We start from the raw sequence: 15,310 nt of genomic DNA, 5'->3' as shown, positions 1-15,310 counted from the left end.
CAATTAATTGTTAAGGCTAATTGTTAATGCAGCTTCCAAACCGAATCTTAGTCAAGCATGGGGATTGATTGGATCGCAGCAGGGCATAATCTGGTGGGATAACGGAAATTTGAGACGATGAATCACAAATATAAATACACTGAAACAACAGAAGAGTTAACCACAAAAGAACTACGTCAGTTTGGATTAATTATGGCAGCGATCGCGGCTGGCTTATTTGGCTTAATTTTGCCCTGGCTGAAGCAACACCCTAGCCCATTGCTGGCTTGGATCATTGCAGCGATTATGTTTAGCTTAGCGATCGTGGCTCCTGTGGCTCTGCGGCCAATCTATCGGATCTGGATGAAGATTGGCGAGGTGATGGGTTGGCTTAATACCCGCATTATTCTCGGGATCATCTTCTATTTGCTAGTCACACCAATGGGGATATTTATGCGTTGGCTGGGGAATAATGATCCTATGCAGCGACAGCTAGATGATCAGCGATCGACCTATCGAATTGCCAGCCCAGAAAGCGATCGATCGAAAATGGCAAAACCTTATTAATTCTATGGGCTAGTCGTTAGCAATCTGTGGCTAATTGTTGTGGCCAATGGTATGGTCTAACCAAAAACAACCTAGTGTCAGGGCGATCGAGATAGTTCTCAGCTAAAGAAAACTGTCTAAAAACATGGAAAATATGTTTGAAAAATGATTGTCTGGGTTAGGCCAATATAGTTTTGATTAATCGATAATTGCTCACTTAACAGCTTAAGTATAATGATCGAATTTTTTGCGGATCTGTTTGAATTTTTAGGGGAACGGAAAAAATATTGGTTAGCACCGTTGATTATTGCCCTGGTGGCGATCGGTGCTTTGATTGTACTGACCCAGGGCTCGGCGATCGCACCATTTATTTATACTCTGTTCTAAGCCTGGTTCTAATCTCTAAGTTTTGATCTGAGATTTTAAACTGGGGCAAAGCATTGCACCTCTGCTCGTAAATACTCAAAACATATTCAAACCAAAATATTGCAATCTAAGGGCATGAAATCCAGTCCGTCCAAGCCAGAAGTACCAGAACTAAAAGAATCGATCGCCCCTGGGAAAAAAACTCGTAAACGATCGCTCCGGCGGCGGATCATTTTTTATTTATTCCCCTATTTGGTTCTAATAATACTGCTACTGGGAATCGAGCTAGGTACTAGAGTTTTCTTGCCCCATGTGCCCAGCCTGGATTTATATGTGCGTGGTCAGGATCGCATTAATATTGAAAGCTATCAACAGGAAAGAACCTTTGAAGGCGATGCCACGTTGGGCTGGAAACTAATGCCTAATTTAGAAAATCGCTGGTGGGACTATACGACTTTTTCAACCAATAGCCTGGGGATTCGTCCCGATCGGGAAATTGGCAGCAAGCCCCACAATGGGATCAGGGTTTTATGTCTGGGGGATTCAGTTACCTTTGGCTATCGGGTGCCGGAATCTTTCCCCGAAGCACCGCTAAATTTCAACCGCGATCATCATCCCTATCCGGTCTTGCTAGAACAAATGCTGGCGGACAATAATCCCGATCGCCCCGTGGAAGTGCTTAACCTGTCTACACCGGGTTACACCACCCATCAAGGTTTGGCCTGGTTGCGACGAGATATAGAGAAATTCAAACCCGATCTAATTACAGTAAATTTTGGCTGGAATGATACTGACCATCGCCCCCAAAGCGATCGCCTCTCAATTCCTACCGATCGCTGGAATATTACCCGGCGTTGGCTAAGTGCCCAGAGCCAAGCGGTGATTTATGCTTCGCGGTGGTTGGAGTCTAGCTTGCAAAAAATTGGCGTAGCTAAGAATAAAAGTGACCAGGTTCTGCCCTGGCAACCTAATGTCAGGCGAGTTTCGGAGGCGGAGTATGTGGAAAATATTCTGGCGATCGCTGACCTTGCCCAAAAGCATGATGCGCGGGTGGTAGTAATCGGCCAGGTTTACCGCGATTCCAAAACCAACCCAGATCAAGCCAGATTAATTACTCAGTATCGGCGATCGCTGGCAACCTCCATGAAGGAACATAACATTCCTTACCTAGAGATTCCTGAGCTTACAGAAGCAGCAAACCCTGAGAATGCTGGGCTTTTTGGAGAGCTAATCCATCCCAACTATATTGGTCATCAACTCATGGCCGATCGGTTATGGCAATTTTTAGCGGAGCAGGGAATTTTGGCCGATCTAGAATTGAATGCCAATCCTAGTTAATTATAAAAAAGATAATGAGCGAATAATTAGAGTGCTTGGAAATTTGCAGTGACAGCTAATTGATTCATGCTCAAGCGACTTACTCACTTATCAAATACTCGCTTAGATACAATCGCGCAAGCCTAATTGCTGAGGGCGATCGCGGAACAAAGTTGATTCCTCTCTGGTCAGAATAATTGTTCGCAATGATTCTCACCAATTGAGAGGTAGGAAATATGTTTCGCTCAGCTCAAAAGAATAGCCAAAAGAATAGCCAGCAGAATAAAAAAGAAGAAAGTTCCCGAACTTCACTCATTCAAAAACTGAATCGCATTCCCCTCAAGTTAATTGTCCTCACTGCCAGCCTGGTCAATGTTCCCAACCTTGTAAGTCTGCCTGCCTTAGCTGATGAAGTTCGATCGCCCAGTAGCTATGTTGGCGCGGGGGTGAGCCTGACCAGTGGGCGCGAAACTGAAAGTTCATTAGTAGGCGCGAATGTGGCCGGAAGGCTAAAACTCGGTGATGCACCGCTTTCGCTGCGAACTTCGGTGTTATTTGGTGAAGCAGATAGCGCGGCGATCGTACCAACTGCTTCCTATGACTTTGCCCTGGGCGATCGCACTAATGTCTATCTGGGTGCTGGCGTGGTGATTCCCACCAGTGATGGGGAAACGATGCTGGGTGACAAGACCGCTTTTGTGGTACAGCCTGGGGTAGAAGTGAGCTTGAGTAAGGATGTGTTGCTCTATGGTAATGCGATCGTGGCGGTGGATAGTTATGAAACTGGTAGTTCGGGGGTGAGTGTCCAGGCGGGGATCGGTTATCAGTTCTAGGTTTGAGTCAGCTATAGTGATAATTACCGATCGCTAATCCGAAATACATTTACTTGAGCTTAACCCGTTAACTGTTGCCAGCAAATTGTGCTTGTTTCTGTCCAAAGCATGGCTAAGAGAAATGATGCTACTTGCTTATGATAGGTATAGCAATACCGTAGCATTCCCTGATTAAAAGATGATTCTCTGGGAAACACTAAAATATCGAGAATTAAAACCGTTATGCTGTTTGCTAACGTATGAAAGTTAGGTATTTGTAACGATCGACCTGGCAAGTGGTTATGATGAGTACATATTAACTAGATAAATAATCAGTTAAGCACTCAAGCATTAACAACTGCTTGCCTAGCCACGCTTAAACCAAACTTTCATGGCACCCAAACAGCCCGATATAGTTTTTCTAATTCTCGATACCCAACGCGCCGATCGCCTGGGTTGCTATGGCTATCCGCTGTCCACTTCGCCAAATTTAGACCAACTGGCGGCAGGCTCAACCCTGTTTAGTAATGCGGTGGCGGCAGCACAATGGACAATTCCTTCTCATGCCTCCATGTTTACGGGTACTTATCCAGCGATCCATAACATGGTGCAGTCCTACTCGGTGATGCCGCAAACCCTGCCCACCCTGGCGGAGCGATTGCAATCGGCTGGCTACTACACGGCGGGATTTTGCAATAATCCCCTGGTTGGCGTGATTAACAATGGCCTGCGGCGGGGTTTTTATAGTTTTCTGAATTACAGTGGCCTGCTAACTGCCAATCCCAATCAAGCTGGGACACCGTCGAATTTTATCGATCGCTATCGCCAGGGTTTCAAACGTATCCTGGCCTATGGCCTCAATCGACTCCAGGATGCCTTTGCCCGTAATGATGCCCTGTTGGCGCTATCGCTCACCCCGTTGATGGTGCCGCTGTGGCAAACTGCCCTGAGCTTTAAGGGTAATACCGCTAAGTCGTTGGAAGATGCCGCCAGGCTATTAATCGATCGCCCCAATCTGGAGCCCGATCAGCCGATTTTTTGCTTTATTAATCTGATGGGCACCCACATGCCCTACAATCCACCGCGTCAGTTTATTGAGCAATTTGCGCCCCATGTGTTGCGCGATCGCTCTCAGCAAATCTATTTACGCAATTTCAATAGTGACATCTATGGTTGGCTTGCGCCTTTGGCCGATCCGCTCAATACCGATCGAAAGGCCACCCTTGATGGCATGTATAACGCGGAGGTGGCCTACCAGGATGAGCTGATTGGTAAGTTCATTAGCAGGCTGAGCCAGAATAATCAGCTCGATCGCACCATGCTAGTAATTTCTAGCGATCATGGCGAACATCTGGGCGAAAAGCAATTAGTTGGCCATTGCAATGGTTTATATAACGAGCTGGTGCATGTACCGCTGATTATTAACACCCCTGGCCAGGATTTCCCCGCCAGCCAGCGGGATGAAGTGGTTTCTACACGCCGCATTTTCCACACGATTTTGACGGCGGCTAATTGTGCTAGTGCCGAGGAGCAAAAACTAAGTCTTTGCCATACCACTGATGCTGATGATGGCATGGTGTTTGCGGAGGCGATCCCCCCTCAGAATGCAATTAACCTGCTGATGAAGCGGCAACCGGAACTATTGCAAACCAGAGGCTATGACCAGACTCGCCGTGCTTGCTGGGCAGGGGAGTTTAAGATCGTGGCGGCGGAAAATGGTAATTGTGAATTGTTTAATATTTTTACCGACACCAGTGAAACCCTGAACCTGAGCGATATTTTGCCGGAACAGGTGGAAATGCTACAAGATTATATTGATCTATTTAGTAGCAATGATCACAATGATCAGGGAGAAACTGCTTTTGCGATCGCTACCGCCTCCAATCTTGATGATCCTGAAGTCTATCGCCGCCTCCGCGATCTTGGCTATCTAGAATAATAAAATCTTGAACTTACAAAAACTATGTATCCACCTGTAGATCCTGTTCTATTTGAAATTGGCCCATTGGCGCTGCGTTGGTATGGCATATTTATGGCGACCGCGATCATCACCGGCACCTGGATGGCCGGCACATTGTTGAATAGGCGGGGGCAGGATGGTGAGCGGATCTGGGATTTGCTGTTCTGGATGATGATTCCGGCCTTTATTGGCGCAAGATTGTATTACGTTTTCATTCAATCGCCCCGCACGGCCGATGGTTTTGGTGCCTATGTCTCAAATCCACTGTTGATTTTCCAGATCTGGCGCGGTGGTATTCATATTTTTGGCGCATTTTTGTTTGGTAGTGTGGCCGCCTGGCTATATACGCGCCGTTTTAAGTTGCCGTTTTTAACCTATCTGGATGCGATCGCCCTTGGTTTACCCCTGGCGCAGGCGATCGGGCGGTGGGGGAATTTTATTAATCAAGAACTCTATGGCCCACCCACCAGCTTGCCCTGGGGTCTGCGGATCGATCCACCCCATCGGATCGCCCCCTATAACGATCTGGCCACCTATCCAGAAAGCACCCGTTTTCATCCGTTGTTTCTGTATGAATCTCTGTGGAATTTCATTGGCTTTGCGGTGATTCTGTGGGTGTCGCGTAAGTTTGCACCCAAGCTCAAGGAAGGCGATCTATTTTTGCTCTATTTAATCTGGTATCCGTTGGGGCGCTTTTTTATTGAGTTCCTGCGTACTGATTCCTGGTTCTTTGGGGGTACGCCGTTTAACGCGGTGCATATTTTCTGTGCGATCGCGGTGTTGACTGGGGTGGGTGCGTTGCTGAAACGTCATATATTTAGCTCAAGCCCAGGGATAAAATCATGATACTATTTATAGCTTAATGTTATATAGATGAATTGATTGTTCATGTTATGCCAGGCACCACTGAATTAACCCCTAATAACCCTGCAGCTCAAATTCATAACATCCTAGTACAAATCCTTAAATATAGTGAAGGTAGTATGGCCATGAATGCACTGGGGGCAGCTATGGCCGTAAAACCTACACATAGCTTGCCTGCCTTTGAGAACATTATTAATGATTTTGAATCATCTGTATTTGTTCTTAATGGGATGAAACGTAGATATTGTGATCAAGCAGTTGCCATGCTTAAAGCCTTTGTAGAAGGAGTGAATCAGGGTGCAACAATATCATCAGTAAGACCATTTTTACATGATGAGTTATTTTCTCTCTTAATTAAATCCTCATCTTATATTCAGGGACATGGTTTTTATCTTGAATCTTCGACCTTGGAGGAACTTCAAAAAGATATAGATGAATGGCTTGAGAGAATTACTAATTCAAATTTGGATGATAAAATTAGCGATTTTCTATATTCTTCTCTAGATGGATTATCCAGAGCAATAAGAGATTACAGGTTTGCAGGGAATAAAGGCTTAAGTGATTCAGTAGAACTGAGTTTTGGCAAGTATTTTGTGGTCATAGATAATGAAGCTAAACAACAAAATAAGGAACTGTGGAAAGACTTTTTTGAGTTTTTAGGTAAGGTTTTAACTGCTCTAAGAGTTGTTGATATTTCTTCCAAGCTTTTGGAAAAAGCGCCAGATATATTAAAACTACCGCACTCGAATAATTAATCAAATGATTTGGGATACCCTGTAAATTTATGATCATTCAAAATGATGAAGTCGGCCATCTGCCTTGGTTGATCATGTTCAAAATGCAATCGCTGCGCTGCAAAGTAGATATTGTCATAATCCCGCTTTAGCTCTGCTGCGGTCAGCCCCTCCTGATTGCGATTTAAAGCCCGTGCAAAGGCAGTTTCAAAACTGCAATCGATCCAGATCCGATAATCAAATTCAAACTTTTTCTGAAATAAGAAGATCCCCTCGAAGATTACGATCGCGGCATTCTCGATTTTGTAGTGATATTCGGTCAAGGCATTTGAATTATCTGGCGCGGAATGATTGGCAACTAGATCGATCGAACCTGTTTTACTCAGCGGCATAATCAACTTAGCGAACATTTCCTCAAACCTGAATCCATGCCTATAGAAATGCTCCGCCGGATTTGTGCCACTGAATCGCTTCTGGGGAACCTCTAACCACCCATCAATGCCAATCAGATGACTATTTATGCCTCTTTCTTGTAAAAGAGCATTTAACTTTGCACCTACATAGCCTTTGCCAGAACCATCGATCCCAGAGATCGCAACCATCAGCGGCTTTTTATATTTGCTTTTCTCGATCAAAGTATGGATCAAGTCTTCCATGACTAGCGATCTCTTACATTCCAAAGACCTATTTATAATCTTCGCTAATCAAGTCTGCGTCCAGCAATTGCGACAAACCACTTGCGCCAATTTTCATCGTGGCATTGTGATTCCATTCCAAAACAGGCCGCATGATTACCGCCAGCAGGTTCATCCATGCCTTTGTGGTCTGGACAGTCCAGTAATACTTCACGATCGTGCCCGTCTCAGCTTTGCTCAGCTCCCAGCGGCCATCACCCTCCACCTCACCGATCGCCTTGATTGCCAGCACATGCGGCGCTCTTGTCTCAATCACCGTCGATCGAAAAGTGATTGTATAGGAAAGCGGAGTTTCCCAGGTCATATCCCACACCCCACCCAAACCATCACTATCACCAGGCTCAATTTCTTCTACTTTTGCCACCGAAGGCCACCAGCTAGGTAGGTTCTTGTAATCCACGATCGCATCCCACACCTGCTCGATCGGCGCATCGATCACCCAGGTAGTAACAAAGTTATAGTTAGCCATCTTTTTAAAGTTTATTTCTGGTCAATCTACTTGCTTCAAACACACTTCACGATCTCAGTCAGGTTTTCAGGCTCATCTGATCTAAACAGGCGGTCACTACCCTTCTAATTTGGGCATGAACCGCGACTATATCTGTGGTTGCATTGATCCGCTTAATCCGCTGTGGGTATTGCTTAGATAGGTTACGAAAACCACGTCCCACCTGCCGATGGAACTCAATTTTCTCTTGCTCAATCCGATCGCCTGACATGGCTTGTTGCTGCGATTGTTGCCTGGCGCGTGTTAATCCCAGGTCAACATCAAGATCCAGCCAAAGAGTCAAATCCGGTTCTAGTCCTGCCGTGGCGATCTGATTGAGGGAAGAAATCAACTGCCAATCCATGCCTCTACCATAGCCTTGATAGGCAAAGGTGGAATCGCTGTAGCGATCGCAAAGTACCACAAACCCCTCACCTAAACTGGGCTTAATAAACTCCTGTACATGTTGAGCGCGATCGGCCATTAGCAACATCAACTCGGCGCGATCGTCTAAGCCTGTACTACCCAGAAAAAGCTGTCTAATTCCTTGTCCTAGTTCAGTGCCACCGGGTTCACGGGTGATTCTAACCCGATGCCCCAACGATCGCAGCCAATCGGCACATAGATTTAGTTGTGTGGTTTTGCCAGCGCCTTCCACGCCTTCAAAGGTGATGAATTGGCAAGACATAGGTAATTCCAGAAATAACGGTTAAGGCCACGGCCAGCCAAAATAAACCGATCGCGCCGGGTAATTGCAAGAGTAACATTGCGATCGCCACAATTTGTACGACAGTTTTTGCCTTACCCCACAAGTTAGCCCCAATTACGCGACTGGGCTGTTTTTTGACAATCTTTGGATCACTTACATTAGCTGGACTAGCGGTAAGGGGATAGCTCTCGATCGGGACAATTGGTGTGATCGGCGTGATTGAGGTAATTGGCGCGATCGTTGCTGGGGTTGTGCCAATGCCGCGCCAGGCCGTGACTAGTAATTCTCTCGCCAAAATCACAAACACGCCCCAGGCAGGTACATGGCCAAATTGCACCAGCATCAGTAGCGGCGCAGCCACCAGTAGTTTATCCACCAGCGGGTCGAGAAACTTACCCAGATCACTGACTAAATTTAATTTTCTAGCCAGATAGCCATCGAGCCAATCGGTGAGGGCGGCCAGCAAAAATGCACCGGTGGCAATGTAATAGCTTTGAGGGGTTTGGGAAATATTGAGTACCACTAAAATGACTGGTACTGCTAGCAGCCGGGAGAGGGTGATCCAGGTGGGTAGCGTAATTATTGGTTGAGTAGAGGCGATCGGTTGGGTTGGGGGTTCTAGTGATTGTGGCTGCACATGCTTTAGCAGGATGGGTGAATGATGCTACAAACATCATACGCGCCTGAGCAGATTTAAGTAGATTCAGCGTAGATTCAAGTATTTAAAGTTAAGTAAGGTTTAAATTTGTTCTAAACTCGGTCATTAGCCAACATAATTACAGGCAAAAAACTATTGGCTGCGGTGCTAATCGTAGATTTAATAAAATTAGTGGGCATGAGTGATATCTGATATTTTCTGATATCTTGCAGTGTGTTTAGAAAATGTCTTTTAAACCAATCTCACGTTCATATTTGAACATCTCGAACTGTGAATTAACTGTGAATTACTAGCAATGTTTTTCGAACCAAATGTAACAAATTTGAATATGGCGGATGATTGGGCAGAATGGCGAATCGATCGCGTTGGTTAATTTAGTTAAGCTAGAAGAGATGCTAAAGTGTGGCACAAATTTATACTTTATTTGTTTACTAATTTGTTGAGTAGTTTTATTAGTTGGAACGTCAAGACCATCAGACCCTAATGCTTAGACCCACCAATCAACCGCAAGAATTTGATGTGGCACTGGGAGGAGGTAATGACTCACCTTCCACCAATGGGGCAACATTGGGTGGGATGGCAGCGGTGCTCAAAAACCTCAAATCTGCTTCGATCGATCGCCGCATTGCTAGTTTGCCCTTGGCGCTACGTTACGATCGGGCGGGCACAAATTTGTTGCTTAAAGTATTAACCGAGGATCAATCCTGGCAGGTAAGGCGATCGGCATATTGGCTGCTGCGCCAGGAAGCAGATCCCAGGCTGAATCCGGTTCTAAATCGCTATAACCCTTACCACAATTTTCGCTGTCAACAGGTAATTACGCTGGTGGATGTAACTGCTCCATCCCTGTCAACCAAGTTTGTGAGTCAGTTGGCAATCAGCAGTAATAGTCAATTTCTAGCCGCAAGTAGCAATTTTAATATTCAGGTCTACGATCTAACGGACTGCTCGTTGCTGCATACCATCCCCGATTATGGTTCGATCGCCATTACCAACGATAGTAAGACCTTGGTTAGTGCCAGTGGTAACTATGACAGCGAGGTCAGTCTGTGGGATTTGGCCACCGGGCAACCACAACGATCGCTACTTGCAGATCATCGGGGTATGGGCATTGATGCGATTGCGATCAGCCCCAACGACCAGACGATCGCCATTAGTAGCAGTTATCAGGGCAAAATTAAAACTTATAGTCTGACTTCTGGCAAGCTGGCCAACACCCACAACGGCCAGAGCCCTTTAACCATGAATCCCAATGGCCAAAATTTTATTAGCAGCAGTAAAGAAGGAAATATCAAGGTTTGGAGCCTATATAGCGGTACTTTGTTGCGGACTATTTCTAATCAGGAAAAGGAAATTACTTCGATCGCCATTAGTCCCGATGGGCAGATTTTGGCCGCAGCAAGTTGGGATGGGCAGATTTATTTATGGCGATTGATGACCAGCGATCTGCACAATATTATTCAAGCCCATAGTGCCAATTTAAATCCAATTACCACGATCACGATCAGTCCCGACGGCAATGTCTTGGCAACCGGCTACCATCGCGGGATTGTGCGACTTTGGGATTTGCACTCCGGTGAATTATTAAAGGATTTATCCAGTTGCTCTAGCCGGATTAGTTCATTGGTGTTTAGTGCGGATGGGAAAAAGCTGGCGATCGGTACTTGGGAGGCAAAGATCTATATCTGGGAAATTGATGAAGCCAATTTAGGTTAGCTATAATTGTACTTTCCTGGCGATCGTACTTAGCTACACAGACTTAGCTATGCAGACTAAAACTATGATGGTTGCTGATTCGATCGATTAACCTGGCCTAGACCGCAATTCCTCCTATTGCAATTGCTCAAGTATTACTTAATTACTATCCCCATGCTTGAGTAAACTACCAGATACATATTTTATGTGACTTTTTTTGCTGCTAAATTATTTCTAACCATGTAGGATTGGAACCTGTGACAGTTAGGCGCATTAGCATTACACATTGGTATTAGTGCAGTGCCTTGCTAGATGTTTTTCCGACGGGTTCAATTAATTTCAATTAATAATGAATAGTAGGTGGCTAATTTAACCACGGCCTGACGTTGACTTAGTTTGAAGTGAAGCCGATTTTTAATGCTATTTAATGCCCTATATAATTAGGCTTTGCTGTTCACCAGAGTCTTTCTGGCCAGGGTTAGCAATGGAATTAATTATGTTTTGGCGATTGACAAGGGGGCGATCGCCAAGGGAATTACGCTCCAATCGAGAGCTTGATTTTCCTGCTGCCACTTTTTGGGTTGGCCATATAACTCTGCCTAACTACTCCTATTTGAATACTGATTGATGGATAATTGATGTATTTAAGTGATTTTGGGTATTTTATTTGCTAGCGGCATTTGTTTAATCCTTGTCCATACTTTGACTTTAATGGTGGTCTTTTGTGTTTGACCTAATATAAACCTCATATAAATAAAATAAACACGATGCTATTGCAAATTGCGGGAATTACAGTGATTGCCTAGATAGAGATTTTTGTAATGGACATAAATGAATCAACTGGTCTGGATTTAAACGTTGATCAAGACTCTGACGAAATAGTGAAGGTGGGCTTGCTCCATTCCCTTTCTGGCACCATGGCAGTAAGTGAAGCGGCGTTAGTTGATGCAGCATTGATGGCGATCGCCGAGATCAATGAAGCTGGTGGGATATTGGGCAAGCAAATTGTGGCGATCGTTGAGAATACTGATTCGGAGCCGGAGCAATTTGCAATTAAGGCACAAAAATTAATTGAGCAAGACCAGGTGGTAACTGTTTTTGGGTGCTGGACTTCTGCAAGCCGCAAAGCCGCCTTACCAATTTTTGAAAAATTTAATGCTCAGCTCTGGTATCCAGTTCAGTATGAAGGCTTAGAGACCTCCAAAAATATTTTTTATACCGGTTCTTGCCCAAATCAACAAGTAAAACCTGCGGTTAATTGGTTGCTAGAGCATGTGGGCAATCGGTTTTATTTAGTTGGTTCCGATTATGTCTTTCCCCGCGTAGCCCACAAAATCATCATGGCTCAGTTGCAGCAATCTGGCGGCAAGACTGTATGTGAAGAATATAAACCACTAGGTAATATAGACTTCAGCGACACGATCGCCAATATCAAAGCTCTACAGCCTGATGTCGTATTCAATACCCTCAATGGCAGTAGTAACGCGGCTTTCTACCAACAATATGCAGCGGCGGGTATAACTGCGGCGGAAATTCCCATTATGGCAGTTAGTGTTGCCGAGGGTGAGCTCAGGGAGATTGACCCTGGTTATACGGCAGGGCATTATGCCAGTTGGAGCTATTTCCAAAGCCTAAACACACCAGCTAATCAGTTATTTGTCCAGAATTTCCAGGCCAGATATGGTGCCGATCGCGTTACTAGCGATCCGATTGAAGCCGCCTACACCCAGGTTTATTTATGGAAACAATCGGTGGAGAAGGCAGGTAGTTTTGATTGTGATTTAGTGCGGATAGCGGCGATCGGCCAGAGCTTCACTTCCCCTAGCGCCTTAGTTCATCTAGAGGCTAATCATCATTTGTGGAAGCGTGGCTGCATTGGCAAGGCGCTTAAAAATGGACAATTTGAAGTTATTTACGCAACGGAAGGAACAATTAAGCCTCTACCCTGGCTAGGGGTTGAAGATTGGCAGATGCAGGAAGTACCAATCGTAATTGATCTGCTCAGGGAAGTTCCTAAAAGTATTCAATATGGTTGGGAAGTGACTCGTAAATCGCAACAGTTAAATATAGCGATAGATGAATTAGTTCGCTCCAATCGTCACCTGAGTGAAACCCAAGTTCAATTGATTGAAGCAGAGGATGCCCTAAGGAAAGTAAACGAAGACTTGGAAGCCAGGGTCGAGCAGAGAACAAAGGAACTTTTACAAGAAATTAAAGAACGTGAGCAAGTAGAAGTGGAATTGCGACGCTTAGAAGAACAATCACGGCTAAAGGCCGAACAACTGACCCAGACTCTGTCAGAGCTTAAGCAAACTCAAACCCAGTTAGTGCAAACGGAAAAGATGTCTAGTTTGGGGCAACTGGTGGCGGGGATCGCCCATGAGATTAACAATCCAGTGAATTTTATCTATGGCAATCTTGACCATGCGAATCAATATGCAGAGGATTTAATGCATTTGCTTTTGCTCTACCAACGCGATTTTCCTAACCCCACTGATGAGATCCTCGAAGAGATCGAGGCGATCGATCTTGAGTTTTTATTAACTGACTTCCCTAAAACCTTTGATTCAATGAAAATAGGGGCAGCGCGAATTCGGGAAATTGTATTATCACTGCGCAATTTTTCCCGCCTTGATGAAGCCGTAATGAAGCAAGTTGATGTGCATGAAGGACTAAATAGTACGCTAATGTTATTGGCAAATCGGCTCAAGGCCAGACCATCCTATGCAGCGATCGAAGTAGTTAAAAACTATGGTGATTTACCGCCGATCGATTGTTATCCTGGACAACTCAATCAGGTATTTATGAACCTGCTGAGTAATGCGATCGATGCAATTGAGGCACAGGCCGATTCTAGGCAGGGTGAGCATGCCCAATGTGTTATTACGATTGAAACTCAATTTCAACCGCAAGATAATACGGTGATGATTGTGATTGGGGATAATGGGCCAGGCATACCCCCCGTAGTCCGCGATCGCATGTTTGACCCGTTTTATACTACCAAACCGCTAGGACAAGGAACTGGCTTAGGCTTGTCGATCAGCTATCAAATTATTGTCGAAAAGCACCAGGGTACGATTCAATACGATTCTAGTGAAGGTCAAGGAACTAAATTTACGATCGTGATTCCCAGCCAGCCTCCGGAAACAACTGATTAGGATCATTTTATCGATACTACTGATGGGTTTAAGTTTGTAAGATAGAATCAAACTACATTCACCGTTAAACCTCATTGCCAGGAGGATCGTCATGGTAGAGTACAATGCGCTGCTGCGTCTGCCCAGTTCAGATGAATTACCCGACTCTGACGATACGCCTGTGGATAATGAGATTCAATATCTATTTGCCAGTTTGCTATGGGGCATTTTATCCCATACCTGGTCAGACCGCCAGGACTGGTTTCTGGGTGCAAATATGGGTATTTACTACGACGTTGATAATCCCAGAATTCCAATTGTGCCCGATTGCTTTCTCAGTTTAGGTGTAACCAGGCATAAAGGCGAATTTGGTCGTAAAAGCTATGTGCTCTGGGAAGAAAACTATACTGCTCCAGTCCTGGCGATCGAGCATATCTCCCATGCTTACAACGGCGAATATGATCTCAAAATGCAAAAGTACATCAAGCTAGGTGTGCTTTATTACATTGTCTATAACCCTGAGTTTCAGAACCGCGATCAACATGAGGGCTTAGAAGTGTATCGGCTAACTGACGGTATATATAACCGCTATCAAGCAGGGCAAGAGCCAGTCTGGATGCCTGAAGTGGGCTTGGGTATAGGTAGAGATATTGGTATTTTCAATGGTTGGGAGCGGGAGTGGTTGTTCTGGTATGACCAGGATGGAAACAGATATCCATCGCCTGTGGAAGTAATCCAACAGCAAGAAACTCAAAATGCGAAATTACTCAAGAAGTTGCAAGAGCTAGGTATTGATCCCGATACTCTTTAGGACATTGATTTAAATGGATCAGCTAAAATCAAGTCAAGATTAGTTCAGAGTTAAATTGCTGTATTTAGCCAGTCAGTCAGGAGGATCGTCATGGTAGAGTACAATGCGCTGCTGCGTCTGCCCAGTTCAGATGAATTACCCGACGCTGACGATACACCTGTGGATAATGAACTCCAGGATTTAATCCCTGACTTTGCTTTGTGCCATATTGTCAATCATTTGGTCAGATCGCCAGGATTGGATTTTGGCGTGCGATCTGGGCATTTATTATGACCTGGATAACCCTAGAGTGCCGATCGTGCCAGATGGGTTTCTCATTGTCGGCATACCCAAGCGCAAGGGTGATTTTGGTCGTAAAAGCTATGTGATGTGGGAAGAGGATTTCATTGCACCAATTATGGTGGTTGAACATGTGTCTCATACTTATGGTGGTGAGTATGACCAAAAGATCCAAAAATATATGAAAGCTAGGTGCGCTTTACTATGTGATCTATAACCCTGAATTTTATCGCCATGACCAGCATGAACCCTTTGAAGTCT

Annotated in this window: 17 protein-coding genes; 12 read left to right on the top strand and 5 right to left on the bottom strand. The window is 45.0% G+C overall.

Going from position 1 to position 15,310, the window contains the following annotated elements:
- Positions 1-117 precede the first annotated feature (117 nt).
- From PSE7367_RS10760 to PSE7367_RS10735, 7 genes are all read left to right on the top strand, one after another.
- Positions 118-546, top strand: coding sequence for an SxtJ family membrane protein (locus PSE7367_RS10760; protein WP_015165374.1), 429 nt, complete (start codon positions 118-120; stop codon positions 544-546).
- A 213-nt stretch (positions 547-759) separates the two neighbouring features.
- Positions 760-912: a DUF5989 family protein gene (locus PSE7367_RS22430; RefSeq protein ID WP_015165373.1), complete on the top strand. Its 153-nt coding sequence runs from the start codon at positions 760-762 to the stop codon at positions 910-912.
- Between the two features lie 114 nt (positions 913-1,026).
- Positions 1,027-2,229 carry an SGNH/GDSL hydrolase family protein gene (locus PSE7367_RS10755; RefSeq protein WP_015165372.1) on the top strand — a complete coding sequence of 401 codons (1,203 nt, stop codon included), beginning with the start codon at positions 1,027-1,029 and terminating at the stop codon, positions 2,227-2,229.
- Between the two features lie 215 nt (positions 2,230-2,444).
- Positions 2,445-3,041, top strand: a complete 597-nt coding sequence (locus tag PSE7367_RS10750; protein ID WP_015165371.1) for a porin family protein — start codon at positions 2,445-2,447, stop codon at positions 3,039-3,041.
- 370 nt (positions 3,042-3,411) lie between these two features.
- A complete protein-coding gene (locus tag PSE7367_RS10745; RefSeq protein WP_015165370.1) occupies positions 3,412-4,959 on the top strand; it encodes a sulfatase in 1,548 nt (515 codons plus the stop codon).
- Positions 4,960-4,983: 24 nt separating this feature from the next.
- Entirely contained in the window at positions 4,984-5,826 is an 843-nt protein-coding gene (gene lgt, locus PSE7367_RS10740) for a prolipoprotein diacylglyceryl transferase (protein WP_015165369.1), read from the top strand.
- 47 nt (positions 5,827-5,873) lie between these two features.
- A complete protein-coding gene (locus PSE7367_RS10735; protein WP_015165368.1) occupies positions 5,874-6,599 on the top strand; it encodes a hypothetical protein in 726 nt (241 codons plus the stop codon).
- On the opposite strand, the gene PSE7367_RS10730 is transcribed toward PSE7367_RS10735, so the two are convergent.
- The 4 genes from PSE7367_RS10730 to pgsA are packed head-to-tail and all read right to left on the bottom strand — an operon-like array spanning position 6,596 to position 9,106.
- Positions 6,596-7,234, bottom strand: a complete 639-nt coding sequence (locus tag PSE7367_RS10730; protein WP_015165367.1) for a nucleoside/nucleotide kinase family protein — start codon at positions 7,232-7,234, stop codon at positions 6,596-6,598. The two genes, PSE7367_RS10735 and PSE7367_RS10730, sit on opposite strands and share 4 nt — an antisense overlap.
- Before the next feature lie 28 nt (positions 7,235-7,262).
- Positions 7,263-7,742: an SRPBCC family protein gene (locus PSE7367_RS10725; protein WP_015165366.1), complete on the bottom strand. Its 480-nt coding sequence runs from the start codon at positions 7,740-7,742 to the stop codon at positions 7,263-7,265.
- 58 nt (positions 7,743-7,800) lie between these two features.
- Positions 7,801-8,448 carry a dTMP kinase gene (tmk, locus tag PSE7367_RS10720; protein WP_015165365.1) on the bottom strand — a complete coding sequence of 216 codons (648 nt, stop codon included), beginning with the start codon at positions 8,446-8,448 and terminating at the stop codon, positions 7,801-7,803.
- The gene (pgsA, locus tag PSE7367_RS10715; RefSeq protein WP_015165364.1) at positions 8,423-9,106 is read right to left on the bottom strand and encodes a CDP-diacylglycerol--glycerol-3-phosphate 3-phosphatidyltransferase; all 684 of its coding nucleotides are present in this window, start codon (positions 9,104-9,106) and stop codon (positions 8,423-8,425) included. The genes tmk and pgsA overlap by 26 nt, the downstream gene beginning before the upstream one ends.
- A 504-nt stretch (positions 9,107-9,610) precedes the next feature.
- On the opposite strand from pgsA, the gene PSE7367_RS10710 reads away from it, so the two are divergent.
- The gene (locus PSE7367_RS10710) at positions 9,611-10,843 is read left to right on the top strand and encodes a WD40 repeat domain-containing protein (RefSeq protein WP_041698423.1); all 1,233 of its coding nucleotides are present in this window, start codon (positions 9,611-9,613) and stop codon (positions 10,841-10,843) included.
- 411 nt (positions 10,844-11,254) lie between these two features.
- Here PSE7367_RS10710 and PSE7367_RS21970 read toward each other — a convergent pair whose 3' ends face one another.
- On the bottom strand, positions 11,255-11,395 hold the full coding sequence (locus PSE7367_RS21970; RefSeq protein WP_156800382.1) for a hypothetical protein: 141 nt from the start codon (positions 11,393-11,395) through the stop codon (positions 11,255-11,257).
- A 248-nt stretch (positions 11,396-11,643) separates the two neighbouring features.
- Between PSE7367_RS21970 and urtA the strand changes: the two genes are divergently transcribed.
- The 4 genes from urtA (at position 11,644) to PSE7367_RS22730 (ending at position 15,266) form a co-directional block, all read left to right on the top strand.
- Positions 11,644-13,980: an urea ABC transporter substrate-binding protein gene (gene urtA, locus PSE7367_RS20440; protein WP_015165362.1), complete on the top strand. Its 2,337-nt coding sequence runs from the start codon at positions 11,644-11,646 to the stop codon at positions 13,978-13,980.
- Positions 13,981-14,071: 91 nt separating this feature from the next.
- Positions 14,072-14,770 carry a Uma2 family endonuclease gene (locus PSE7367_RS10700; RefSeq protein WP_015165361.1) on the top strand — a complete coding sequence of 233 codons (699 nt, stop codon included), beginning with the start codon at positions 14,072-14,074 and terminating at the stop codon, positions 14,768-14,770.
- Positions 14,771-14,860: 90 nt separating this feature from the next.
- Positions 14,861-15,043 (top strand): hypothetical protein, encoded by a 183-nt coding sequence (locus tag PSE7367_RS22735; RefSeq protein WP_225882650.1) that lies wholly within the window; start codon positions 14,861-14,863, stop codon positions 15,041-15,043.
- Positions 15,015-15,266: a PDDEXK family nuclease gene (locus PSE7367_RS22730; protein ID WP_264314142.1), complete on the top strand. Its 252-nt coding sequence runs from the start codon at positions 15,015-15,017 to the stop codon at positions 15,264-15,266. Before PSE7367_RS22735 ends, PSE7367_RS22730 begins: the two co-directional genes overlap by 29 nt.
- The last annotated feature ends 44 nt before the right edge of the window (positions 15,267-15,310 follow it).

It is taken from the genome of Pseudanabaena sp. PCC 7367, from assembly GCF_000317065.1.
Taxonomy (GTDB): Bacteria; Cyanobacteriota; Cyanobacteriia; order Pseudanabaenales; family Pseudanabaenaceae; genus Thalassoporum; species Thalassoporum mexicanum.
This window is presented reverse-complemented; position numbering and strand designations above follow the sequence as displayed.

What these genes read in the sequence shown, in the direction of transcription:
- PSE7367_RS10760 (WP_015165374.1), top strand. Translation starts at nt 118, where the DNA reads ATGAATCACAAATATAAATACACTGAAACAACAGAAGAGTTAACCACA.
- PSE7367_RS22430 (WP_015165373.1), top strand. Translation starts at nt 760, where the DNA reads ATGATCGAATTTTTTGCGGATCTGTTTGAATTTTTAGGGGAACGGAAA.
- PSE7367_RS10755 (WP_015165372.1), top strand. Translation starts at nt 1,027, where the DNA reads ATGAAATCCAGTCCGTCCAAGCCAGAAGTACCAGAACTAAAAGAATCG.
- PSE7367_RS10750 (WP_015165371.1), top strand. Translation starts at nt 2,445, where the DNA reads ATGTTTCGCTCAGCTCAAAAGAATAGCCAAAAGAATAGCCAGCAGAAT.
- PSE7367_RS10745 (WP_015165370.1), top strand. Translation starts at nt 3,412, where the DNA reads ATGGCACCCAAACAGCCCGATATAGTTTTTCTAATTCTCGATACCCAA.
- lgt (WP_015165369.1), top strand. Translation starts at nt 4,984, where the DNA reads ATGTATCCACCTGTAGATCCTGTTCTATTTGAAATTGGCCCATTGGCG.
- PSE7367_RS10735 (WP_015165368.1), top strand. Translation starts at nt 5,874, where the DNA reads ATGCCAGGCACCACTGAATTAACCCCTAATAACCCTGCAGCTCAAATT.
- PSE7367_RS10730 (WP_015165367.1), bottom strand. Translation starts at nt 7,234, where the DNA reads ATGGAAGACTTGATCCATACTTTGATCGAGAAAAGCAAATATAAAAAG.
- PSE7367_RS10725 (WP_015165366.1), bottom strand. Translation starts at nt 7,742, where the DNA reads ATGGCTAACTATAACTTTGTTACTACCTGGGTGATCGATGCGCCGATC.
- tmk (WP_015165365.1), bottom strand. Translation starts at nt 8,448, where the DNA reads ATGTCTTGCCAATTCATCACCTTTGAAGGCGTGGAAGGCGCTGGCAAA.
- PSE7367_RS10710 (WP_041698423.1), top strand. Translation starts at nt 9,611, where the DNA reads ATGCTTAGACCCACCAATCAACCGCAAGAATTTGATGTGGCACTGGGA.
- urtA (WP_015165362.1), top strand. Translation starts at nt 11,644, where the DNA reads ATGGACATAAATGAATCAACTGGTCTGGATTTAAACGTTGATCAAGAC.
- PSE7367_RS10700 (WP_015165361.1), top strand. Translation starts at nt 14,072, where the DNA reads ATGGTAGAGTACAATGCGCTGCTGCGTCTGCCCAGTTCAGATGAATTA.
- PSE7367_RS22735 (WP_225882650.1), top strand. Translation starts at nt 14,861, where the DNA reads ATGGTAGAGTACAATGCGCTGCTGCGTCTGCCCAGTTCAGATGAATTA.